28 protein-coding genes and 1 pseudogene are annotated in these 22,717 nt (G+C 46.6%); 18 read left to right on the top strand and 11 right to left on the bottom strand.

The window, feature by feature from the left end; genetic code table 11:
* Positions 1-63: 63 nt before the first annotated feature.
* The 10 genes from BLA28_RS10560 (at position 64) to BLA28_RS10515 (ending at position 9,021) form a co-directional block, all read left to right on the top strand.
* Positions 64-987 (top strand): ABC transporter ATP-binding protein, encoded by a 924-nt coding sequence (locus BLA28_RS10560; RefSeq protein ID WP_071699094.1) that lies wholly within the window; start codon positions 64-66, stop codon positions 985-987.
* Positions 971-1,783 (top strand): ABC transporter permease, encoded by an 813-nt coding sequence (locus BLA28_RS10555; RefSeq protein ID WP_242955436.1) that lies wholly within the window; start codon positions 971-973, stop codon positions 1,781-1,783. The genes BLA28_RS10560 and BLA28_RS10555 overlap by 17 nt, the downstream gene beginning before the upstream one ends.
* A gap of 1 nt (position 1,784) precedes the next feature.
* A complete protein-coding gene (locus BLA28_RS10550) occupies positions 1,785-2,558 on the top strand; it encodes an ABC transporter permease (RefSeq protein ID WP_071699093.1) in 774 nt (257 codons plus the stop codon).
* A gap of 210 nt (positions 2,559-2,768) precedes the next feature.
* The gene (locus BLA28_RS10545) at positions 2,769-3,584 is read left to right on the top strand and encodes a DUF4190 domain-containing protein (protein ID WP_069156691.1); all 816 of its coding nucleotides are present in this window, start codon (positions 2,769-2,771) and stop codon (positions 3,582-3,584) included.
* Between the two features lie 164 nt (positions 3,585-3,748).
* Positions 3,749-4,474, top strand: coding sequence for a LytR/AlgR family response regulator transcription factor (locus BLA28_RS10540; RefSeq protein ID WP_069156690.1), 726 nt, complete (start codon positions 3,749-3,751; stop codon positions 4,472-4,474).
* A complete protein-coding gene (locus tag BLA28_RS10535; protein WP_069156689.1) occupies positions 4,471-5,763 on the top strand; it encodes a sensor histidine kinase in 1,293 nt (430 codons plus the stop codon). The genes BLA28_RS10540 and BLA28_RS10535 overlap by 4 nt, the downstream gene beginning before the upstream one ends.
* A gap of 149 nt (positions 5,764-5,912) precedes the next feature.
* The gene (locus BLA28_RS10530; protein ID WP_069156688.1) at positions 5,913-6,674 is read left to right on the top strand and encodes a hypothetical protein; all 762 of its coding nucleotides are present in this window, start codon (positions 5,913-5,915) and stop codon (positions 6,672-6,674) included.
* Between the two features lie 4 nt (positions 6,675-6,678).
* Positions 6,679-8,163, top strand: coding sequence for a hypothetical protein (locus BLA28_RS10525; RefSeq protein WP_069156687.1), 1,485 nt, complete (start codon positions 6,679-6,681; stop codon positions 8,161-8,163).
* Positions 8,164-8,175: 12 nt separating this feature from the next.
* Positions 8,176-8,829, top strand: a complete 654-nt coding sequence (locus BLA28_RS10520) for an ABC transporter ATP-binding protein (protein ID WP_069156686.1) — start codon at positions 8,176-8,178, stop codon at positions 8,827-8,829.
* Between the two features lie 9 nt (positions 8,830-8,838).
* The gene (locus tag BLA28_RS10515; protein ID WP_330388795.1) at positions 8,839-9,021 is read left to right on the top strand and encodes an FMN-binding protein; all 183 of its coding nucleotides are present in this window, start codon (positions 8,839-8,841) and stop codon (positions 9,019-9,021) included.
* Here BLA28_RS10515 and BLA28_RS10510 read toward each other — a convergent pair whose 3' ends face one another.
* Together BLA28_RS10510 and BLA28_RS10505 are read right to left on the bottom strand one after the other, a co-directional pair.
* Positions 9,022-9,252, bottom strand: a complete 231-nt coding sequence (locus BLA28_RS10510) for a hypothetical protein (RefSeq protein WP_069156685.1) — start codon at positions 9,250-9,252, stop codon at positions 9,022-9,024.
* Positions 9,253-9,509: 257 nt separating this feature from the next.
* Positions 9,510-10,076 carry a flavodoxin family protein gene (locus tag BLA28_RS10505; RefSeq protein WP_044964973.1) on the bottom strand — a complete coding sequence of 189 codons (567 nt, stop codon included), beginning with the start codon at positions 10,074-10,076 and terminating at the stop codon, positions 9,510-9,512.
* Between the two features lie 191 nt (positions 10,077-10,267).
* Here BLA28_RS10505 and BLA28_RS10500 point away from each other — a divergent pair, with 191 nt between their 5' ends.
* The 6 genes from BLA28_RS10500 to BLA28_RS10480 all read left to right on the top strand — a co-directional run bounded on the left by BLA28_RS10500 (position 10,268) and on the right by BLA28_RS10480 (position 15,137).
* Positions 10,268-10,816 (top strand): AAA family ATPase, encoded by a 549-nt coding sequence (locus BLA28_RS10500; RefSeq protein WP_069156684.1) that lies wholly within the window; start codon positions 10,268-10,270, stop codon positions 10,814-10,816.
* A gap of 61 nt (positions 10,817-10,877) precedes the next feature.
* Positions 10,878-11,198: a hypothetical protein gene (locus BLA28_RS10495; protein WP_069156683.1), complete on the top strand. Its 321-nt coding sequence runs from the start codon at positions 10,878-10,880 to the stop codon at positions 11,196-11,198.
* Positions 11,199-11,269: 71 nt separating this feature from the next.
* Positions 11,270-13,216, top strand: a complete 1,947-nt coding sequence (locus tag BLA28_RS10490) for a sensor histidine kinase (protein ID WP_081329909.1) — start codon at positions 11,270-11,272, stop codon at positions 13,214-13,216.
* The gene (locus BLA28_RS10485) at positions 13,209-13,907 is read left to right on the top strand and encodes a response regulator transcription factor (RefSeq protein WP_069156682.1); all 699 of its coding nucleotides are present in this window, start codon (positions 13,209-13,211) and stop codon (positions 13,905-13,907) included. Before BLA28_RS10490 ends, BLA28_RS10485 begins: the two co-directional genes overlap by 8 nt.
* A 112-nt stretch (positions 13,908-14,019) precedes the next feature.
* Positions 14,020-14,193 (top strand): hypothetical protein, encoded by a 174-nt coding sequence (locus BLA28_RS33715; protein WP_169897231.1) that lies wholly within the window; start codon positions 14,020-14,022, stop codon positions 14,191-14,193.
* A complete protein-coding gene (locus BLA28_RS10480; protein WP_069156681.1) occupies positions 14,190-15,137 on the top strand; it encodes a response regulator in 948 nt (315 codons plus the stop codon). Before BLA28_RS33715 ends, BLA28_RS10480 begins: the two co-directional genes overlap by 4 nt.
* Here BLA28_RS10480 and BLA28_RS10475 read toward each other — a convergent pair.
* The 8 genes and pseudogenes from BLA28_RS10475 to BLA28_RS10450 all read right to left on the bottom strand — a co-directional run bounded on the left by BLA28_RS10475 (position 15,084) and on the right by BLA28_RS10450 (position 19,216).
* Positions 15,084-16,505, bottom strand: a complete 1,422-nt coding sequence (locus BLA28_RS10475) for an MATE family efflux transporter (protein ID WP_069156680.1) — start codon at positions 16,503-16,505, stop codon at positions 15,084-15,086. The genes BLA28_RS10480 and BLA28_RS10475 overlap by 54 nt on opposite strands.
* Before the next feature lie 250 nt (positions 16,506-16,755).
* Positions 16,756-17,274, bottom strand: a complete 519-nt coding sequence (locus BLA28_RS10470; RefSeq protein ID WP_069156679.1) for a hypothetical protein — start codon at positions 17,272-17,274, stop codon at positions 16,756-16,758.
* Positions 17,261-17,398: a hypothetical protein gene (locus tag BLA28_RS33710; protein ID WP_159463971.1), complete on the bottom strand. Its 138-nt coding sequence runs from the start codon at positions 17,396-17,398 to the stop codon at positions 17,261-17,263. Before BLA28_RS33710 ends, BLA28_RS10470 begins: the two co-directional genes overlap by 14 nt.
* A gap of 70 nt (positions 17,399-17,468) precedes the next feature.
* Positions 17,469-17,669: a Fic family protein gene (locus BLA28_RS34140; protein ID WP_242880588.1), complete on the bottom strand. Its 201-nt coding sequence runs from the start codon at positions 17,667-17,669 to the stop codon at positions 17,469-17,471.
* Positions 17,666-18,043, bottom strand: coding sequence for a Fic/DOC family protein (locus BLA28_RS10465; protein ID WP_242880570.1), 378 nt, complete (start codon positions 18,041-18,043; stop codon positions 17,666-17,668). Before BLA28_RS10465 ends, BLA28_RS34140 begins: the two co-directional genes overlap by 4 nt.
* Entirely contained in the window at positions 18,044-18,367 is a 324-nt protein-coding gene (locus BLA28_RS10460; RefSeq protein WP_044964994.1) for a type II toxin-antitoxin system RelB/DinJ family antitoxin, read from the bottom strand. It abuts the gene before it with no gap.
* A 171-nt stretch (positions 18,368-18,538) separates the two neighbouring features.
* Positions 18,539-18,646: pseudogene (locus BLA28_RS10455) on the bottom strand (helix-turn-helix transcriptional regulator); the annotation flags it as partial.
* Between the two features lie 159 nt (positions 18,647-18,805).
* Entirely contained in the window at positions 18,806-19,216 is a 411-nt protein-coding gene (locus tag BLA28_RS10450; RefSeq protein ID WP_044964996.1) for a hypothetical protein, read from the bottom strand.
* 225 nt (positions 19,217-19,441) lie between these two features.
* Between BLA28_RS10450 and BLA28_RS10445 the strand changes: the two genes are divergently transcribed.
* Positions 19,442-20,251 (top strand): helix-turn-helix domain-containing protein, encoded by an 810-nt coding sequence (locus tag BLA28_RS10445; protein ID WP_069156678.1) that lies wholly within the window; start codon positions 19,442-19,444, stop codon positions 20,249-20,251.
* Here the strand turns inward: BLA28_RS10445 and BLA28_RS10440 are convergent.
* Positions 20,243-20,638 (bottom strand): cupin domain-containing protein, encoded by a 396-nt coding sequence (locus BLA28_RS10440; protein ID WP_069156677.1) that lies wholly within the window; start codon positions 20,636-20,638, stop codon positions 20,243-20,245. The two genes, BLA28_RS10445 and BLA28_RS10440, sit on opposite strands and share 9 nt — an antisense overlap.
* Positions 20,639-20,918: 280 nt before the next feature.
* On the opposite strand from BLA28_RS10440, the gene BLA28_RS10435 reads away from it, so the two are divergent.
* Positions 20,919-22,712 (top strand): ABC transporter ATP-binding protein, encoded by a 1,794-nt coding sequence (locus BLA28_RS10435; RefSeq protein ID WP_069156676.1) that lies wholly within the window; start codon positions 20,919-20,921, stop codon positions 22,710-22,712.
* The last annotated feature ends 5 nt before the right edge of the window (positions 22,713-22,717 follow it).

Raw genomic sequence — 22,717 nt, 5'->3', positions numbered from 1 at the left:
CAGAGTTATCTCAGGATTGGCATGTTAATCTGGTCAGGAGATGAAAAAAGGAGGTTCAAAATTATGAACGACTATATTATTGAAACCAATGATCTGACTAAAAAATACGGGAACCAGGTATGTGTTTCCCACATCAGCCTTCATGTAAAAAAGGGAAGGATTTATGGTCTGCTGGGCCGCAACGGAGCAGGGAAAACGACTGCCATGCGCATGCTTCTGGGGCTGAGCAGACCCAATTCGGGACAAATCAGGATATTCGGTGAGCCTCTTGCCGGAAACGAGAACAAGACGCTGCCGCGGATTGGAAGTCTGATTGAATCGCCGGGTTTCTATCCTAATCTGACGGCTGAGGAGAATCTCAGGATATTTGCGGAGCTCAGAGGATTAAAGAATTCCAAGGATATAAAGACGGCGTTGGAGCTTGTGAATCTGCCTTACCGGGATAAAAAAATATTTTCCCAGTATTCCCTGGGAATGAAACAGCGGCTTGCCATTGCGCTGGCGGTCATGCACAATCCCGAGCTTCTGATTCTGGACGAGCCGATTAACGGACTGGATCCGATCGGTATTGCGGAAGTCCGTTCCTTTATCCGGGAGCTTTGTGATATCGGCGGAAAGACCATTCTGATCTCCAGCCACATTCTGTCGGAGATTGCGCTTCTGGCTGATGATATCGGCATTATTGACAAAGGGGTGCTGCTGGAAGAGGAGAGTCTGGAAGAAATGGAGAGGAAAAACCGCCGCTATATCCGGTTTATCGTTTCGGACAGCCGTAAGGCCGCAGAGATACTGGAAAAAGATTTCGGTACCGGAAATTACGAGATCTGTGAGGAAAACAGTATCCGGCTTTTGGATGTTGATCTGCCGGCTGCCGCGGTGAACCGGACCTTCGTGCGGCAGGGGGTGGATATTTCGGAAGTCCATTTATGTGAAGACACGCTGGAGGATTACTTTAAAAAGGTGACTGGGGGTGAAGGCATTGCTTAAGCTGATCAAATGTGAATTTTGGAAGCTGAAAAGAAAGAGATTTGTACAGCTGGTTTTAATGGCGTCTTTTCTTTTCCCGGCGCCTCTTACCCTTATCGTTTACCGCCTGAATTCGGCACAGGGAAAATATTCGACGAAGGCGGCAGCTTTTGATGCATTGTGGCAGTCTGTTATGGGCTTCGGCATGCTTCTGCTGCTTCCATGTGTATTAGGGATTCTTGCGGCGCAGCTCTTTTTTATGGAACGGGATAACGACACCTATAAGAATCTGAGGACCATTCCTGTGACAAGTACGGAAATGGTGGCGGCCAAGTATGCCGTGCTGCTGCTATTGAGCATCCTGTTTTGTATATCTTCGACGGCGGCAAGTATTTTATGCGGGAGTATTTGCTTTGATGTGACAAATATTATCTACAAACTGCTGTTTTCTGTCCTGGACGGCATTATGATTGCCCTCAGCGCATTGCCGCTGGTTTTGCTGATCGTATTTTTCAGTAAATCTTATATTTTTTCGGTTATGCTGTGTGTTTTTTACAGTGTATTTAATCTGCTTTCCACTTTTACAATAGCTTCCCTGCCTAAAATTTTAGTGTTCCTTCTTCCTACACCGAGTATTATGCTGTGGAGCAGCGTTCAGATTGCAGAACATATGAGCATGGAGGATGCGGCTGATCTGCAGAATTTTGTTGAACTGGGGTTGATCCCGTCAACCGCACAATTGTTTTTCACATTGGGAGCGATTGGGATAGTCTCCGTTCTGCTGGCTATTTATTTATATAAGGAAAGGAGTGAGTAATATGTTCCGGGTTATCAAAACAGAATTTCTGAAATTGAGAAGATACTTTATTTTGTGGATTGGCGTGTCACTAATGCTCCTTACCGTGCTGGTGACGCTGTTCACTTCCATGGCCGAGGACGGCATGGTTTGGGATTTCCTGTTTCTGTATGAGCAGGTGATTAAAAACTTTGCCACCCTTATTTTTCCTATGTGCATCACGCTGATAACAGGTTATATGATTTCAAGGGAATACACCGATGATACGCTGAAAAATATTGTTGTGATTCCGATATCCTTTCGAAAACTTATGGCAGGCAAGCTGGCGGTTTCCTCTGTTTTGTCTCTTATTATGGGAATGGTCTGTTTCTTTTTTACCGTTGCCGGCGCTTTCATCATGGGATATGATGGGATTCTTTTTAAACATGTTTTGGCAGGCATGGTTCAGATGCCTCTGCTGGCGTTATTTGAATATATGGTAATAATACCGATTATTGTATTGACAGGCAGGGAGGGAAGCAATTTTTTTGCGGGTGTCATTGCTGCGTTTGTTTATGGCTTTATAGGAATGTTCGCCGGTGGGGAATTACAGTATATTTATCCGGTTTCGGCGGTATTAGGGCTGATTAATTACCGGGGGTATGAGGAAGGGGTTCAGTGGAATATACCGCTTTGCGCACTGAGTGTATCCGTCATGCTGCTTGCCGGGATTGTATTTTTGTTTATAAAACCCAGGGAAGAAACTGCGGAGAAGAGAAGAAAGGAAAAGAGGGCAGTCCATAAAAAAGGATGGTGACAGGCAGGGTGTTCCGGCGTTGTTTCTATCCGGCTTAAAAGACGGTATGAGGTGCTGTCCGTTTGTCCCGCCGCTTTCTCCGTTTGTCTCACCGCTTTAGGTGTCATATCTTACAAGAAAAATATATGTTGGGATGGTATACTGTTTTTTACCTGTTGGTAAGAGTCAGCTGACCCTGAAGATGATGAAAAACGGAGGATACCATTACATATGGATAGCAAGCTGATATGGATTATTGTTGTTATTGCGGCTGCAGCTGCAGTCTATGTTTTTATGCGGGAGAAGATAAACCTGCGCAAAGCAGCCGGCGGGGAGGACAAGGAACGGCTCAGGAAAGCCGTGGCCCGGGCTCTGCCGGGAGAGAGCGGGTATCAGGTGGCCTATGGTCATTTTGAAAAAGAGGTGCACTATGGACGCAGGACCTATGTCACCTACTATTCCTATGCCCTTGCCTGTGACGCAGGCCGTATCTGGGTCATACCCCTGTCCTTTGATAAGGAGCTTATCCTGCCGGGAGAGCCAATCCTGATCACCGAAGATATATTAGGCGTCGCCGACGTCAGCATTAAAAAAGACAGGGAAGGCAGGATACGGCGTGTGGACTGTGCCCTGTATGATAAGGGCGGCGCGTCCTTACTGGACTGTGTTGTGGAGGTGAACAACACCAGAAAGGACAGCTACCACCATGTGAATATCATTCAGGAGGAGGAATGTGCCCGGTTCGGCCGGTTAACAGGCGAAATAGCTGCCCGGATCAACCGGGGTAATGAGGAACTGCAGGCGCAGGTCCATGCAAGGGAGAACAGTGCACGCAAAGCTTCTGTTCTGGGAACCTTTGGCATTGTTTTCAGTATCATATTCCCTCCCGTCGGGCTTGTCCTGAGCATTATGGGATTACGTCATATTCAAAAGAGCAGCAGGGGTAAAAATGCGCTTAAGGCTTCTCTGATTCTGTGCCGGGCGGCCCTGGTGCTCAGCATTATTTTTACATTTGCGGAGGCTGCATTCCTGTTTATGAGTACTTAGTAAAGAGCAGCCCCGGCAGGTGTAAATGAGGAAGAAGCAGAACCGTTGCGAATGGCTGTGTACCTGCTGGTAACGGAGAAGCGTCCAATAAAATAAAGTAGGTGTTCTCATAAAGTTATGATATAATTATCACTGCATTGAAGGATGTGTGAAGGGAGCCTGCTATGGGACTTATTTTATTGGTTGAAGACGAGCCGGGCGCAGCGGCACTTCTGCGCCGGTACATTGAAAACAGCTCAGATGGACACAGGCTTGCAGTATTCGGAAAGGCGGCAGAGGCCCTTTCCTTTGCGGCACAAAACAAGGTTGATCTATTCATATTAGATATACAGCTTTTGGATTACAGGGGGACCGAGCTGGCAAGGCAGCTGCGGGCTCTGCCGGAATACCGGTTTACCCCGATCCTTTTTACCACGGAACTGGCCGGGGAGGAGCTGTCTGCCTACAGGGAAATTAAGTGCTACGATTTTCTGGTAAAGCCTTTCACGGAGGAGGAATTTCAAAAGACATTCCATGCGGCTCTTGAGATGGGGGCGCAGATGCAGGCGGTGCCTGAAATCCTTCGGATTGAGCAGAAGCAGTTCCTGTTTGAATACGAGATACGGAATATTCTCTACATTGAATCTTTTGGAAAAAGGCTTTTGATCCATACGGCACAGATCGGCGGAAGTGAAGTAACAGACCGGATTTCCGGTTACAGCCTTTCAAAGCTTCTGAATATGGTGCCGAAGGATCGTTTGCTGCAATGCCATAAAAGCTTTTTGATCAATCCGGTTCATATTTGTAAAATAGACAAGGCAAACCGCCTGCTTTACCTGAAGGAATGCGAAACAGCAATCCCGATTGGTGAGAAATATCAGAAAGCAGTGTTTGAGCGTGAAAAGCCATGACAATTTCTATCTTTTTCCAGAGCGTATTGGACGGGCTTCTCCTGTCGCTTTCCGGCTTCGGGCTGCTGGGCAGATCCAGGGGAAAGCCGGATCGGCTGCTGCCGCTGTTGTTTGCCGGTGTCTGTCTGCTCTCCCGCCTGGGGCTTGGGGAGCAGGAGACGGAAATGGCATATGCTGTGCTCCCGGTGGATCATATCGTCGCATTTCTGTTTCTTTTCCTCGGAGTGCTGTTATTAAACAGCCTGTGGTTTCAAAAGAGCGAGGGGCATACGCTCTTCGGCACGATTGCCGTCTTTGCGCTGTATCTTCTGCTGAGGGAATTCAGTTTACTGTTCCTGGCCCTGTGCGGCCTGACGGAGCCTGTATGGTATGTTTATGTGGGCCGGACTCTGTCCTTTTTCCTCCTGCTGGTGCTTTGGAGCACAGGGGTGCTCCGGTGGCTGAGGGAGAAGCTGGCTGACGGGGATCCTGTCATTTGTATGGTGTGCAGCAATACGGCGCTGCTTCTTTTGCTGCTGCTCCTTCTGTTTCGGTTTGACCTTTCCGCAATGCTTCTCCGGCTGCCGGTACCTGTGGGTGCGGTGGGGCTGTTGGCGGTTTGCGACGGGATTGTCATGCTCCTTCGGCAGCACCGTATTCAGGCCCGCCAGAAAACAGCGATGCTGGAGCAGTATCTTCCTCTGGTGGAAGAACTGATTGAACAGGTGCGGGCGCGTCAGCATGATTTTAACAACCAGATGATGGCGGTAGCAGCAGCGGTTTCTGCCGCACAGGATTTGCAGGATGCACAGGAAGCGGTGACATCTCTGCTTCAGAATGTGAGGCTGGACGGCGCTGATAAGGAGTTATTAAAGTGTGACAGCAAAGTTATCAGCGGGCTGCTGTTTGGAAAAATGAAGCAGGCGGAACTAAAACAGGTTTGTGTGGAGGTGACGGTTGCAGGCGCGTTTCTCCGCCATGCCTTATCGGAAGCCGACTGGGTGGAGGTGATCGCCATTTTGCTGGACAATGCCATCGAGGCTGCCGGGCCCGGAGATGTGGTGTACGCCAGAGCGGCAGAGGAAACGGACGGTCTCCGGTTTTCTGTTCTGAATCCCCACGGTGCTTTATCCAACGTGGAGTTTATACAGATGTTCCGGCGGGGCTGGTCGACGAAGGAGGAAGCCGGACATGGCTACGGCCTGTATAATGTCCGCCGGATTGCGGAACGGCATGGAGGAAGGATTATTACCGGCAATGAACAGCTGAACGGAATACCCTATATAACCATCGGGGTATTGGTTCCCTGAAAATTGAAGAATACCATAGCAGGGGTTTTATGGGGCGGGCCGTTTCGTTCCCATAAAACCCCTGTTTGTTCCCAAAGTCTTGTCTTTATGAAGGAGGATGCTAATATAAAGGAGCAAACACATAAATTCAATGGAAAGGAAGTGCTGACATGCGAAATTTTATTTTAGAGGGAAAGAAAATAGCCAGGCCGGTCCTGTTCACAACGTGTCTCCTTACCCTGCTGACCTGTATTCTATCCTGTACCCTGTATCGTGAGTATACAATCCATTTTGAACTTGACCCATGGGAAATCGGCACCGAGTTTTTAAGCCTTTTGTTTCCCCTGTTTGTTACCGTCCCGATTTGCTGGCAGCTTTACTATGAACGCCGGGATCGTTTTCTGACCTACACCCTGCCCCGGATCAGCAGGCATCGTTATCTGACAGCAAAGTGGGGGGCATGTGCGGCAGCTGCATTTAGCATTATTATGATACCCTATTTCGTCTCCGCACTGTTTGCGCTGTATGTCAGGGCGCCGCAGAAGCTTTGGCCGCTCCCCGTGGGCTACGCCCATGTTTTCCTGGACTTGTATGCCGAAACGCCGGTTCTCTATGCGTTATTGCTTTCTATATGGAAGGGGCTGATGGGCATACTGACAATGACGCTGGGTTTTGTGCTGGCTCTTTATGGCAGCAATATATTCGTAATCCTGACAGGTCCATTTATCTATGTCATTTTGGAGAATTTCTTTTGGGCAGTCCTTGGTATGCCGGGACTTCGTTTTGTAACAGCCTTTGAGCCCGGCAGCTTAAGCGCTTCGGCTGTTCATGCCTCATCCTTTGCGGCGGGGCCGGTTTTGATGTGTATTGTGATGGGAGCGGCGGCGTTCTATTATCAAAAGGTGAAAAAGCGCTCCATTTATCAGGTGTAGGCCTATGATGAACCGTATGTGGATGATGGTCGGCCGGGGGAAGTTTTTCCTGATTTTTGGGTTATCCCTTTTGTTCGGGCTGAGTGAGAGGGGAAGTGCGCAAGGCTTGCTTCAGTTTCATTTACTGGCCGTCCTGAATGATCAGTATTATTTCGTTTTCGCCGTACTTCCTGTTTTCCTGTTTCTCTGTACCGGTGTGATGGAGGACGATATGCTTTTTGTACTGGTGCGGTATGGGACGTATGGACGGTACTTTTTCCGCAAATGGCGGGCTCTGTCTGTGATTGCGGTATTCTTCTGGCTTGTGCAGATGGCAGCGCTTCTATGCTCCGGTCTGGGGCTTCCCATCGACGGAAGCTGGCCGGAATCACCGGCAGGACAGTGGAAGGAAGTATTTACACTTCTGCAGGGGTATTTTCCGTCGCCATGGGCCGCAGTCCTCTGCTGTGCCGGACAGATGCTTTTGGGATACTGGCTGATTGCCCTGACGGCCCTTTGCCTGGGCCACTTTTGCAGCCGTTCCCTGGCAGTCAAGCTGCTCTTGGCGCTCTATTTATTCGCAGCACTCTGGATTAAGCTGCCGGTTATGTCCCGCCCGCCCTTTGTGTTTTTGACAGGATGGAACCACTGGGTGTTTCTGCTTCACAATCTGGCGGAGCCATGGCGCCTGCCGCTGACTGCTGTGACCACGGCAATTGTGACGATGGGAATGGTGTGGCTTGTCACCCGAAGGTGGTACTTGCGGTTTTCAGTGTCCGTCCGTGGTAAAAAGGGACTGGGGCCCTATTACCGACGTGTCCTGTTTACCGGAAAAAACGGACTGCTTCTGACTGGCCTGATTTTTCTTGTGACGGCCTGGACCTGGATTTCCGGCGGAGTGCCGGAGGATAGTACGGATTGGCTGATCCGCCTGTTTGCGGGGCACGGCACCGGATCTTTTTATCCGATGGGCTTTATGGCACTGCTGGCCATTGAAGTACTTCCCCTGTGGCCGCTGGGGGTATTCTGCACGCAGGCTATTGGGGAACGCTCCGTTTTTCTGACAATCCGCCTGCGGCGGAGAAAGGAGCTTCTGGAGGCGATCCTCTGTATCGGGCTTCTCTGGATACTTCTATATGGATGTCTGCTTATTCTTGCGGCTGCCGTTCCGCCCCTGCTGTTGGGCTTTTCACCGGATATAGGCCTGAGCGTAACCGCAGTGGGGCTGAAGCTTTTGGACGTTGGGTTTCAATTCCTGCTGATCCTGTCGGTCTTATGCGTGACGGGGCAGGCGACGGCAGGGTTTGTGACCGTTGTACTGCTGCATTTTCTTTGTGTGCTGCCCGTTTCATGGCTCCCGGCAGGGCTTTCCAGTCTGGCGCGGCTGAACCTTCCGCAGACGGGCGGAACCATGCCGGGAGCGGCTGCAGCCGTGCTGCTGGGGACTTGTTCCCTGGCCCTGCTCCTCTGGCTTTCCGGCCGGGGTATTAAGCGTCTGTTCAATCATTAAGGAGGATAATCTATGGAACCCATTATTTCATTAAAACAAGTAAGCAAGAGCTTTTCCGGACGGCGCGTTCTGTCCGGCATTTCCCTGAATGTGGAAAAGGGGAGCACTGTTGGCATAGTCGGGGCTAACGGGAGTGGGAAGTCGGTCCTGTTCAACCTTATCTGCGGCTTCCTGATCCCGGACAGCGGACAGGTCTGTGTGAGAGGTCAGGTCCTGGGCAAAGGACGTGATTTTCCTGAAAACATGGGTGTTCTGATAAACTCCCCCGGTTTTATCGGTCTTAATACAGGACTGCAGAATCTGCGGTATCTGGCTGGAATCCGCGGTGTGGCCGGCGATAAAGAAATTCGTTCCGCCATGCAGAAGGTGGGACTCGATCCGGAGGATAAAACAAAGGTGGAGCATTACTCCCTGGGTATGAAGCAAAAGCTTGGCATCGCACAGGCCATTATGGAAAACCAGGATATATTGATTTTGGACGAACCATTTAATGCACTCGATTATAAGACCTGCAATGATATAAAAGAAATTATCCGCATCCTCCAGGCGGAGGGACGGACAATTCTCATGACTTCCCACAATTATGATGATTTGGAAACACTTTGCACTCATATCTATGCGATAGATGAGGGAAAACTGGACATTTATAAGGGACGGCGTGGTTAGGGGGTTCCAATCGTTAATATTGAAGTGATTGAGCATAAGACCGCCTACATGGCGCAGGCAAAGCAAATTGCTGAAGCTGTCTGTGATGAACAATCCCTGAAGGTTGATGCCATATCCGGCGCTGCACTTACCAGCAATACGGTACTAAAGGCAATAGAAAATGCATTGGGAAAGACTGAAAGCTTTGAATAATCACAAGATATATTTAATTCCTTCCATATCACTTTTAAATAAGGACCATTGGTATGGTTTTGGTTTTGCGGCATAAGCTATAACGATGCTTGTATCAAAGTTCCAATAACCTCTTTGCCATTCCCCTATTTTTGTGTCGTACTTTCCTGATTCTGTAATGGCTGTTACCAAATATTCTCCGTCTGTTACCGGATTGCCATCTTTGGCGACAGATTTCCAGCTAGTTTCCATTATCACTAACTCCTTGTATCTATTCAAATTTTAAATAGTTCTTCTGATAAATTTTATCCGTTTCTAATTATCATTATACATTATAGTTTCATGGAATCGGAGAAGGGGATATTAATAGATTGGAAACCGCAAAAGAAGCCGGAATACGGCAACCGCCGCTGCTTATCAGGGGCAGCGCGGATGTCGTATTTCCGGCAAAGGAGAAACAATCTTACATATAGAAATATCAAATGATAAAGGCTATTAATTATGCAGAATCAATACCGCATATCAAACCCGTCTTTTAACCGTTCAACGTACACCTCACCGGCCTGCTCCAGCGCCGGAAGCATATAATCCCTGTTATAACGGATAACAGGAATCCGATCATAGGCTCTCATCCCCATGTGCTTTAACGCCTCTTCCATATTATACAGACACTCAACAGCACCTAAGCCGGTGCCTCCTGCGCAGGCGATTAAGATACAGCGTTTCTGGGCCAAAAATCCATTATGGCCTGTTTCACACCTGCGGAGCCGGTCGATAAATGCTTTCATATGTTCGGTTACATCGTGCCAGTATACGGCTGAAATAAAGACGATCCCATCGGCTTCCATGAGCTTTCGGTAAATGGATTCGAAATCATCTTTTATGATGCAGCGTCCTTCGGAACGACAGGTCCCCCAGCCATTCCCGCAGGCGAGGCAGTGTTCGGTTTTAAATTTGTTCAGATGTACTTCCTCATATTCCGTTCCCGCTTTTTTTAGTCCGGACAGGAAACTTTCTTTTGCTGAGGCGGTTAAACCATTTTCATTGGGACTTGACCATACTATTACAACTTTCATTTCAGCACCTCCTGACTTCGCATTACGTTATGTAAATGTTATTATATCAACGTATCAATCGTAGCACATTTTTCCACATTAATCAACTTTGTACCGTATGCATATTGTTACAAAAAAGTATGCAGAATGGGATATATTCTTTTTAACCGTTCTTTGATATAATCAAGTAGAATAAGAGAGGGGACGATTCCTTGGATAAAACACATGGTATAATTATTTTCGGGGCAAATGGGAGCGGAAAGACTACGCTTGGACGGGAACTGGCGGGGCTGCTGGGGTTCAGGCACATGGATATAGAGGATTATTATTTTGAAAAATCGGAGATCCCGTATACGGTTAAAAGGTCACGAAAGGATTGCCTGGAGCTGATGCTTTCCGATATCGAAAAATATGGTTCGTTTGTCATCACCGCCGTCACAGGAGATTTTGGGGACGAGATACAGCGGCTGTACGAGCTTGCCGTAGGGATCACGGCTCCGCATGAGGTGCGTATGTCGCGGATAAAACAACGTTCCCGTGAAAAATACGGGGATCGCGTCTGCAAGGGCGGTGATATGTATGAACAGGAACAGCAGTTTTTTGATTTTGCCGCCGCACGTTCCCTGTCAGGGATCGGGGAATGGGCGGAAACTCTTACCTGTCCGGTCATGTATGTGGACGGGACGGTGGATTGGCATATAAATGCCGCCGCGATAGCGGAACGGTTTTCAGCCTTAATAAAGGATAGGGATGAGATGTGATTAAATATCTGATGAACAGCTTTACCAGGGTGTTTATTTTAAGAATCAGGAGGAAGCAGTCATGTTGGGATTTATAATTTGGGCTTTCGTGGGAATTGCGGTTATTGCCATAGGTATCTTTGCCTTTTTTTCGAAAAAGGCGGTAGGTGTATGGGCCAATATAGAGATGTTTGAAGTGACGGATTATAAGAAATATAATTATGCGGTAGGGAAAATGCTGTGCATATTTGGCGTTGTTTTTATAATTCTGGGATTTCCGCTGTTAAGCAGACAGACTGCTCCATTCATTCTGTTTTCCACTGTAGGGATAATAATAGAGACTATAATAGCCATGGCTTTCTATACCCGGATTATAGAAAAGAAGTACCGTAAAAGGAAGTGACAGTTCCTTCGGAAGGAAAAAAGGAAAGAATATAACGGTTGGTTATAAACAGAGGGAGGGGCGGTGATATATTGGAAAAAAAAGAAAGATGGACATTGGCTGCCGTCCTGCCGCTGATCGTATTAGTGATGTTTTTGGTATGGGGAATCAAGCCCCGTACGGATGATATCAGGACGGCTGTTTCCGCAGACGGCATATGGGTTCTGGAGGATACGGAACTTATGCAGACGGCGGTGCGGCTTACCGGGGATGTGGAATATGTGCCGAATGCGCTGCTGACCCCGCAGGAATTTGAAGGGCGGACGGATATCCGCGTAGGACAGCCGGGAAATGAAATCCAGTATGCTACCAGCCGGATGCGGATCAGGATACTTCCCGGAAGCTATCTCATCTGCGGTTATAGTGTGGACTTTGCCAGCAGAATGTACGTGAACGGGAAGCTGCTTTTTGAAGCCGGGGTGCCCGGGGACAGCCGGGAGACAACGGTGCCCGGTGTAAAATATTATCAGCTTCCGGTATCGCCGGATGCCGACGGTGAGATTGTCATTGTACAGCAGGCATCCAATTTTACGCATAAGGACGGAGGCACGCATGGCACTCTCTACATAGGTATGCCGGAATGGATTAACCGGTATACGTTCCGGAACCTGTGGCCGGAAGTGATATTGATGGGGTGCTATCTGGTGCTGTTTCTTGTCCATTTTATCCTTTATCTGATGATGAAGGGGTATAAGCCGAATCTGCTGTTTGCCCTGTTCTGTCTTACCTGGTTCCTCCGGACCGGAGTTACGGGACAGCGGATACTGGACTCCGTTCTGCCGGGACTGCCCTGGACGGCGGTGTTCCGGCTGGAATATCTGACCATGCCATTGAGCGGAATTCTGCTTGTGTGGCTTCTTTATCTGCTGTTTCCCGGGGTGCTGCCCAAATGGTTCCCGCCTGCCGCCAGTCTTGTTTGTGCGGGCTTCGCCGGAATCGATTTGTTCGGTTCCACGCTGCTGATATCCTATACTGCGGTATGGCGGATCGTGCTGCTGGCGGGAATTGCCCTGTATTTTTTTATACGGCTGTTCCTGTGCTGGAAGAAACCGGGGGCGGCACAGCTCGCTGTGCTGCTTGGCTTTGCCTTCCTGCTGGCGGCGGCCCTTTGGGATACGCTGTATCACCGGGATATCCTTCTTCTGCCTGCGCTGCGGTTTTCGATATCGGAAATGGCGATGGCCGTTTTTGTTCTGTTTGCCATGACGGCAATGTTTTTCGGAACCATGCAGGAAGTGCGCCAGGCGAGGGAGAGGGAAGAGAGCATGGCGGCGGAAAAGGAAATGCTGGAGGAGATGAACCGGCTGAAGAATCAGTTTTATACGGATGTCTCCCACGAGATGAAAACACCCCTGACAGTTATTTCCGTCAATGCGCAGTTTGCGGCACAGAACATCAGGGCAGGTATGGTGGATGAGGAAACGGTTATGGATCTGACCGCCATTTCCGCCGAGGCCAGGCGGCTGGCCGGGATGGTAACAAGCCTTGTGGGGCTTGGGCGGATACAGGGAGCGGCGGAAGGCAGAGGGGTTCTGGCTCTGGATTCCCTTGTGCTGGAGACTGTCCGGATTTATCAGTCTATGTTTAAGCAGAAAGAAAATATACTGACGGCGGAGGTGGATCCGGATCTGCCCTCCGTGGAGGGGGATGCCGGACAGCTGGTTCAGGTGCTCATCAATCTGCTGAGCAATGCCAACAAACATACGGGAAAGGGCAGGGTTTCCGTCCGGGTGGAAAATCTGGGGAAGCAGCTCAGGGTGAGTGTTGCGGACAACGGCGATGGTATCAGCCCTGAGTTTCTTCCTCATGTATTCGAGCGTTTCAGACGGGGCGGGGAAGGCGGCGCAGGCCTGGGACTCACTATCTGCAGAACAATCATAGAAGAGCATGGCGGCATGATTGGCGCTGAGAGCGCGGAAGGCGAAGGAACGCGGATTTGGTTTACTCTGCCGGTAAAGGAGGGCGCGGAACATGAATGAAAAGGGAACAATCCTGCTGGTGGAGGATGATAAGAATATTCAGCGCATCAACAGGCGTATTCTTGAGAGAGAGGGCTTCATGGTGCTGTGCGCCTCCACCCTTAAAGAGACGCAGGAGCTGCTCCGGGAACATACGCCGGACGCTCTGGTGCTGGATATTATGCTGCCTGACGGAAACGGTCTTGCCTTTTGTGAAAAAATCCGTCCTGCCACATCCGCTCCGGTGCTGTTTCTGACGGCTCTGGATGAAAAGAGTGAAATCATTGAAGGGCTTGTGGCAGGCGGCAATGACTATATTACAAAACCCTATGATGTGGATGAATTTGTTGCCCGTGTCAATGCCCAGCTCCGTCTGGCAAGGATGAACCGAAGGGATGCGGAGCAGGCGGAAGTCCTGGCCCGCGGCCCGCTGTCGCTGGATACCGTGGCGCTTCGTGCTTTTCTGGACGGAAAGGATATGCGGCTGACCGCGCGTGAGTTTTCTGTCCTTCTGTTTCTGTTAAGGAACGAAGGCAGAATCTTGAGTGCGGATGAGATCTATGAGGGAGTATGGAAGCAGCCCATGTCCGGGAATGCAGGAGCCCTTTGGAAATGTATGTCCCGGCTGAAAAATAAGCTGGCTGTTTCGGATGAAATCTCTCTGATGAGCTTCCGGAAAGAAGGGTATATGCTGGAGGTTATGGAAAAATAATCCCGAATCAGAGCGGGAATTACGGAAGATAAAAACGCGAACCTGACAAATTGGTAAGGTTCGCGTTTTTCTTATTTTTTTCTGCTATTCTGATACAAAAAAGGAGGCGCGTATGAGAGAGGAACAGGCTCAGATGACGTTTGAGGTGTGTATAGAGGAATGCTGCAATTATACCTGGCAGGGTAAGCTGACAGCAGAGGAGAAGGTGCTGGAATTCAAAAGTGAAACGGAACTGCTGTTAGCGATGGATACGCTTATGTATGGAGAAGGTGAGGTGCCTTCGTGAAGGAAAATGCGGCATATAACGAACAATTTGTGGGAGAATGTCTGAAAAAAATAAGAAAGGCCCCGGATGCGGAGGAGGGGCTGAACCAGCTTCTGCGTTTCCTGGGGGAGCGGCTGGAATGCGACAGGGTATATGTATTTGAAGAAATGGACAGGCAGCATATCCATAATACCTATGAATGGTGCCGCAGCCATGTTTCATCCGGCATACAGGAGCTTCCCTATGTGGCGAAAAAGGATCTGTATCCCTGGTATGAGCGGCTGGCGGACGGTGAAAATATCATTGAACCGGATGTGGAAAGCCTGCAAAAGAGTGATCCGCTGATTTATGAATTTTTACAGCGCCAGAATATCCGTTCCGTTATTTTAAGCCCTATGATGGCACAGGGAAAGATACATGGCCTTTTAGGGGCGGATAATCCGCCGCCGGAAAAAATGGAGCATATTTCAATCCTTTTTGAAGTACTGGCTTATTTCGTCTGTTCGCTGGTCGGCCAGAGAGATCTGTTAATGCTCCGCAAGCTCCGCGCCGACAGCCAGAAGCCGAACCCGGAGCTGTCCGGGCATAACGGAAAAACAATCCTGCTGGTGGACGACAGCCGGGAACTGTTATATCTGAACGAACGGATCCTGCGCCCTCAGGGCTATACCATACTGAGTGCAGGGACACTGAGGGAAGCAGGGAGGGTTCTGGAGGAGGTTACTCCGGATGTGATTGTCCTGGATATTGATCTGCCGGACGGCAGCGGCCTTGCATTCTGCAGGGAGAGGTGCAGCAGGGCGGACATCCCGGTAGTGTTCCTCACCGCCCACTCCGATGCGCAGACGGCGAAGGAAGGGATGGAGGCAGGAGGCTTTGCATTTCTCACAAAGCCCTATGATGTGGAAGAGCTACAGCGCGCTGTGACGGACGCCATGGACAGAAAGGCTGGTGTTTTCGCCTGAAGCCGTCACTTTTGTATCCAGCTTTTTAAATACGGAGCTCATCATAATCAGCGCGGCCGCAAAGGAAACAATATCAGCGATCGGCCCGGAGTAAAGTGGGCCTGTAACGCCAAAAACGGCTGGCAGACATAAAACAAGCGGAACACTTAAAATAAAATCACGCAGCAGCGAAAGCGACATGGACATTACCGGCTTTCCCAAAGACTGCAGGAAAATGCTGGTCGCCTTTGTCACACAGCAAAGAATAACGGTGGAGAGGAAAATACGGAAGGATAATGCGGCAAATTCATTGTACAGTTCATTTTCACTTCCGAACAGGCTGATGATCGGTACGGGAAAACATTCAAATAAAAAGGTAGCCGCAGCGCCGATTATGACTTCGGCCGCAATCATGGTTTTATATATTTTTTTCACGCGATCCATATGTCCCGCCCCGTAATTGTAACCGACGATAGGCTGGCTTCCTGCGGCAATACCCACCACAACGGCGATCACAATCTGGAATACCTTCATGACGATTCCCATGACTGTCATAGGGATATCCGCCCCATACTTTGACATGGCGCCGTATTTTACCAAAGTGCTGTTCATCACCCCCATGATCACTACGATGGAGAGCTGGGTCAGGAAACTGCTGATCCCCAGCGGCAGTATTTTTGCAAGATATTTGAACCGGATAAGCATGCTGCCCGGATCCAGTCGGAAGCTCTTGGCATGAAAGAGATAGTATGCGGCCAGCACCGCGGAAACAAACTGTCCGGCGATGGTTGCAAGCGCCGCGCCCGTCACGCCCCAATGCAGGACAAAGATTGCTATTGGGTCTAAAATGATATTGATTACGCATCCGATCAGCGTACTTATCATAGCGAACTGAGGGCTTCCGTCCGCACGGATAATGGAGTTCATGCCGTTCGTGAATACGAAAAAAGGAATTCCTATAATAATGATATTAAAATAATCCCTCGCGTAAGAAATGTTATTCTCAGTTGCGCCGAAAACAGACAGAATGGCTTCCTTGCCGAAGGCAAAAAGAACAACAAGCACGATACTGCTCAGGATAAGCAAAGAGACCGCATTCCCCACACTTTTCCTTGCGCGCTCGTTGTCTTTCATTCCCTGACAGATGCTCAGGAATGCGGCACAGCCGTCACCTGTCATTAATGCGATTGCCAAAGCGATAACAGTAATGGGAAATACTACGTTTGTAGCTCCGTTCCCCAGATAACCGACACCCCGGCCGATAAAAATCTGGTCAACGATATTATAAAGGGAAGAAACCAGAAGAGACAAGATACAGGGGACGGCAAACTTCATCATAAGCTTTCCAATCGGAGCCTCCTCCAGATATTGGTTTGAGTTACTGTTCATAAAAATCTCCTTTCAAATGCACAGCTGACCGGCAGCCTGTTTTTTATACTTATTGCAAACAAAAAAGCAGCAGCTTAAATGTGTGGCCTTCACATTCAAGTTACTGCCTGTTTTTTCATTGCTTATAAATTATAGCTTAAAAATTTTATGGATGTAAGAACAATAAGTTACAAAAATTAAGCTGTTATATATTGTGCATTCTGCCATGAGATTTTCAGAAGTTTTCCGGCAGCGCTTTCATTTTGCCATATCAGTTACGAGCCGGAGCCGTGTGATCGGGATGCTCCGGTGTTTCGGGACGTTTTGCCAGAGAATCATTAGAGGTAAGCAGCAGATGGCCTTTATTTGCATTGTCGCTGCAGAAGCTGATAGTGTAGTAGGCATAAGGCTCCAGATCATTTATTTCTAATTTAATGGATTCGTCTTTTAGATCAGAATAGGTTCCGCTGTAGACTATCCTGCCATCCTCATTGGCGGCAACGATGATTTCTGATGTGCCGTCGACAGTTATTTTCCCTGAAAAAACAGCCTTTGTAATGCCGTCTTCCGTATAGATTGTCATTTCACGGTTAAACCCGGCCTCATCCGGATCGTCCGTATTGAATTCAAGACGCGTTCCCTGTCCGCTGTTCCCTTTGAATCTCCAGTCCGCAAAAATGGCCGTAAACAGAAAATAGAACAGAATTCCGGCTGTTATCAGGCATATGGCTGTTACGATATAAGCCGCTTTTACATGGCTGTTATTCTTTGTACCCTCATTTCCGTTCATTTTTTGTTTCTCCTTCCTTTGCATTGCCGTAACCGCTGAGATATTTTTTGGTGATTCTTAAGTTGATTTGAATCACGACAGCGGTAGCGATCAGCAGCAGGGCTGACAGCCAGCTGAGGGGCATATCATCTGCATGGGTAAATGATTCGTTTCCAAGGTAAGGATTCCCCGGTTTCCCATTTAGAAAAATATACCTATCGCTCTTTTATAATTTTTATAAATAAAGTCTCCATTTTTTTGTAATTGCAAACAAATGAATCAATACTTGCCTGCACCATTTCCTGCTCACTAATAGCGGAAAAATGAAGAATATAACCGGACTGGTATGCCAACTGCCTGATAAATTCTCTTTGTGTTCTTCCGTTTCCTTCTCTAAATGGGTGGAGTGCATTTATTTCCGAAAAATAATAAGCAGCTTTTTGGCAAATTTTTCTTTTGGGAGTCCTTCTAAATAACAGTCATTTTTTAGTTTTCCAAATATTTCGTCTGCCTGTGTTTCGATAAATTGCACTTTGCAAAACATGTTTGACTTTGCAATATCAACTGAACGAACCTTGCCAGCCCAGGGATATATATCTTGAAAGATATATTTATGAATAGTTTGCAGATGTTTAAAATCAAATTTTCCTACTACCGGCCTATCCAGTAAATCTATTAATCGAAGCATTGTCAATTTTCGTTCGGCTTCTTGAAGTTTTTCTGCGTCATGAATGTTCAGCTTATTCATTAAGACATCTGAATCAGGATAACAGTAGATTCTATCACTCATTTAGCTCTCCTTGTAATTCTCTAAAAGTTGCTTCCTGATATTATCTTTGTCCCCGCTTTCCTGATATTTTTTCAAAAGATTTATATCGTTTGTGTCTAATGGCATTTGCTCCATGGCCATAGAGGCACTAACTTCAGCTATTTGCTCTTCAGTCGTATAAATCTGTGGAATTTTGATTTCAAATGGAATACTTTTTGTCAATATAATTTGTTTCAGAAGCATATTGACAACAGATGACAAATTCGTTCCAAGCTCTTCAAGAATAATGCTGGCCTGCTCCTTATCCTTAGTTTCAGTACGTACCTGTAAAAATGTCTTTTCCATAATGATATTACCTCCCTATATAGTCAGGCAGTGATTATGTTCTAATTATATTTAGTATATCACTTTGTATTGACATTATCAATACAGGCAAGATAAATGGCAAAAAAAATAGTCACAGACAAGGTAAGTGTGAGTTGTGGTTTCATATCCTTAACTATGTAGAACCCCTGACTCCCACTTTGATATAGACTGCCGGGATACATTCATTTTTTCCGCGAGCTGTTCCTTCGACATGCCGTTTGCTTTCCTTAATTCCAGAATTTTTTCTGCTAAATTCATTCAGGCTCCTCCTTGTTGTGTTAGTATTATAACATGGAGGAACGGTTGTAACTATCAAATGTTCTTACCATTTCTGTCGCTTTGCAGCTGCATGACCGGTTGCAGCTGCAAAGCGGGCAGCGTTATTGCTTGGAATGCAGGGCTGGTAATAACGATTTTTTAAAAATCTATTACCATTTTGTAAGAAGTCGCATCATTGGCAATGATTGACTGCGGAACACGATCGAGCCAGTCATCACCCCAGCGGTGTCTTGCTGCGAGCACGGTTTCTTCGCCTTGTTTTGTTAAAAGACGGCGCTTTCTGTCATCGCTTGCTTTTAAGGAAGGTTTTTTCCCGGAGTAGTATCCGGCGCAGGAGCTGGGAGTTTTTCCGTATTTTACTGCAAATTCAGAGATTTGTTCAGGCGTTACGGATCCGCTGCAGCGATAGATTTCTTCCAGTATGGCAACGGAACGGATTTCGCCCACCGTTGCGCTGACGGTTTTGTTTTCCGGGGAGGATTCCAATACCTCAATCAGATTTGTGACGGCTGCCTGGATTCTTTTTAATTCTTCGATTACGTTTTGCATAAATAGCTCCTTTCGTTGTAAAATTCGTTTAACGAGTTTCATAACCATATCATAGCACAAATAAAATGGTTGTCAAGTTCATTTAACGAAAAACATAACGAAAGTTTAAGGGGAGTATAAACCGATAATTAATAGACGCAAATATATGCAGTTTTATAGATGATTCTGTTTCTTATTTGTCAGTGCCTGTGATATACTTTTTTTCAGATAGAAGAGAGGGAAGGAATGGCTGAAACAAAAATTCATTATATGCATGACATACATAGTGGTGCGGAACTTATTTTCTGCGATAATTCTGCAATTTCGTATCCTCTCCATAACCATGTTTCTGTCTTTACGGTCGGCATGGTATTGGAAGGGTCTGTTTTATTGCGTGCTGGACAAAGTTCAAAAATTTACGGCAAGGACCAGATTTTTGCCATCCTTCCGTATGTACCGCATAGTATTACGGCAAAAGAGAATTATTCATTATTGAGCCTGTGCATCCGGAAAGATATAGTAAGCCGTGATGACTGCAGATGGGAAAAGATCAAATCGGAAATTGTGAAGATACTGACAGAAGCCGAGGATTTCAGAAAAATAAGCCGGAGCCAGATGATTCATTTCCTGAGTTATCTTTATTCTGTTAATGAGAGTGGCTTTTGGGGCGGGGAAAATACAGATACATCTCTGGTCAGCGGTTTGAAGCAGCGGATTGAGAAGTGCCCCGAAAGCAAATTCAGTGTTGAGGAAATGGCACGTGCCGCATTTACAAGTAAGTACCATTTTATCCGAAGCTTTAAGAAGGAAGTAGGCCTGACGCCCCACCAGTTTCAAATACAAAACCGCATACGTAAAGCGCAGCGGCTCATGAATAGGACAAAAACGATTACAGAAGTGGCCTTGAACACAGGTTTCTGCGATCAAAGCCACTTTATAAAGCAATTTGAAAAAATGGTGGGACTGACGCCCACAGCTTATAAAATGTCCTGTAATGTGTTTGCGCCTGATTCTGAGGGTCAGGGCTCCACCCGGCCGGCTGGAACACTAGTTTGATGCAGGCATGAATTTGGCAAACAGGTACAGGCCGTCTGCCCCTGCCTGTACTTCGTGGGGAGAGGCCTTTTGGAAAATGGAAATAACGCCGGGCTCGTATTTTAATTCCACTCCATCATTGATGCAGATCCCTGTCCCTGCAATTACCTCGTGGGTTTCGAGCTGTTCCTTATGAATGTGACTGCCGATTTTCTTGCCCGGCGCGATTTTTACCAGATGAAAGCTGAATTGCCCGCCGGTCTGATCGGAAGTAATGATATTCTTTAGTTCCACACCGTCAAACGCCGGGTGAACAGACCAGGGAATATCATCGAAGGAAAACGCTGAATCCGGCAGAAGCAGCTTTCCGCAGGTACTGAACTTGTCAAACAGGTTTTTAAATTCCATTTTTATCACTCCTTTGAGATTTTATTAGCAGATTGCCTGCCTGAGAGTATGGTACTTTATGCTTCGGGGGGTTGAATTGTATAAAATTGCGGTATGTTATTCCCTCTTTATTCTTTTGGTGATTTATTCTGGCAACATATCATTTTCCTATCTATATTATTATTTCTTTTACTGAGTATGCAGTATACTTTGATTCCTGATTTGTACAGTGGTTAAAATATTTTATATTTCGCCGATATACAAAAAATAGTATATGTATGATAAAGTAAAGGAAAAAGCAATGGACAAATCTGAGCCGAAAAGTTTTTGGTCTAATATAATTTTATTATTTCGTTTTATAGCCGGAATCGACAAAAAAATATTTATATGGCTGGGTATATCCGTTTGCATATCAGCGCTGATACCCTTTCCCTATATACTATTATCCAGAAAGGTAATAGATTCTTTTGCGAATGGTGCTGATTATTCGGCAACTGTTAAAATTATAGTCATTATGGCAGTATCCGGCTGGCTGATTAAAACGATGAATCAGTTTATTAATACAGAATTGGATAAAAAAGTAAAACGTTTGGAGTACGAGGCAATTCAAAGGCTTTTTTATAAAATGTCTGTTTTGGATTATGTTCTGCTGGACGATGCGGATACAAAAGATAAGTTCGGAAAAGCGACTAAATGTGTTATGGCTCTGAATTTTTACGAACTCATTTTATCGGTCAGGACCTTTTTTTCCAGTATATTGATTCTGCTGGGAGTTTTGGGAATTATTGCATCTGTTGATGTTTGGCTTTTGATAATAGTTTCCTTTGTTATCGTAGTTAATGCATATGCAAACTCACGATTAAAAAAATACAGGTATAAAATAGATAATGAGCTGTGGCCAATTGATCGGAAGATGGAATGGTATATGCAGTTTAGTGCGAACATTGAATATGCGAAAGAAATCCGTGTAAATCAGCTGCAGAAATTTATATTTGATAAATATCGGAAACTATCAGATACTTATTATAAATTACTCGATCAGATAACGAATTCGGAAGGAGCGGTAAAACATATCGGCTTGTTTTTATCTATGCTGCAGGAGAACATGGCCTATTTAGTCCTTGGCTATAAGATATTGGTTGAAAAAACACTGACAGTAGGTGATTTCACGATGACCTTCAGTGCAATAGCCTCCTTTAAGGATGCCTGCAGCGGTATAATTGATGGAGTTATTGAAGTATTGAACAGAGGAAGATACTTTTCCAAGTATTTAGAATTTATGGAGCTGGAGGGCAACAGCAGCAAAGGAGACGTTCCTGTGACAATCAATCCCGTGCAGGGAGCCGAAATAGAGTTTTCTCATGTTTCCTTTCGATATCCGAATCAAAAAGAATATGCATTGAAAGATATTAATGTTAAGCTTTCACCTTTTACAAGGGCTGCTGTAATCGGTGATAATGGCGCCGGAAAAACTACTTTCATAAAATTATTATGCAGGCTGTATGAACCTGATGAAGGGATAATTACATTAAATGGAAAAGATATACGCACTTATGATTATAAAGAATACCAGAAGATTCTGGCTGTAGTTTTTCAGGATTATAAGCTTTTCTCTTTTTCTGTCAGGGAGAACATATTGTTTTCAAATGAAGGAAAAATTAAGGATGAGGAAATCTATGGCAAAGCAAAGCTGCTGGGAGCGGACAGTATAATCAGTAAACTGCCTGAAGGACTGGATACGTTATTGTTTAAAGATTATGATGTGAGCGGTGTGAATCTTTCCGGGGGTGAGGGGCAGAAGATAGCGATATTGAGAGCGCTGTTCAAGCAGTCTGAGATTATGATACTTGATGAACCTACTGCAGCATTGGATCCGGACGCAGAGAAAAAGATTTACGAAGGTTTTGAAATGTTAACAAGGGGAAAAACAGCTATTTACATATCTCACAGATTAGCAAGCGCGCGTTATTGTGATGTGATTTTGGTGTTCAAAGACGGACGGTTATGTGAACAGGGAAGCCATGAGGAATTAATCGGGATGGATGGAGAATATAAGAGGCTTTATCGGATCCAGGCTGATTATTATGCGAATTAGAAGGA

Source organism: Eisenbergiella tayi (assembly GCF_001881565.1).
Lineage (GTDB): Bacteria > Bacillota > Clostridia > Lachnospirales > Lachnospiraceae > Eisenbergiella > Eisenbergiella tayi.
The sequence above is the reverse complement of the archived record's forward strand: the minus strand, read 5'-3'. Positions and strand labels throughout refer to the sequence as shown.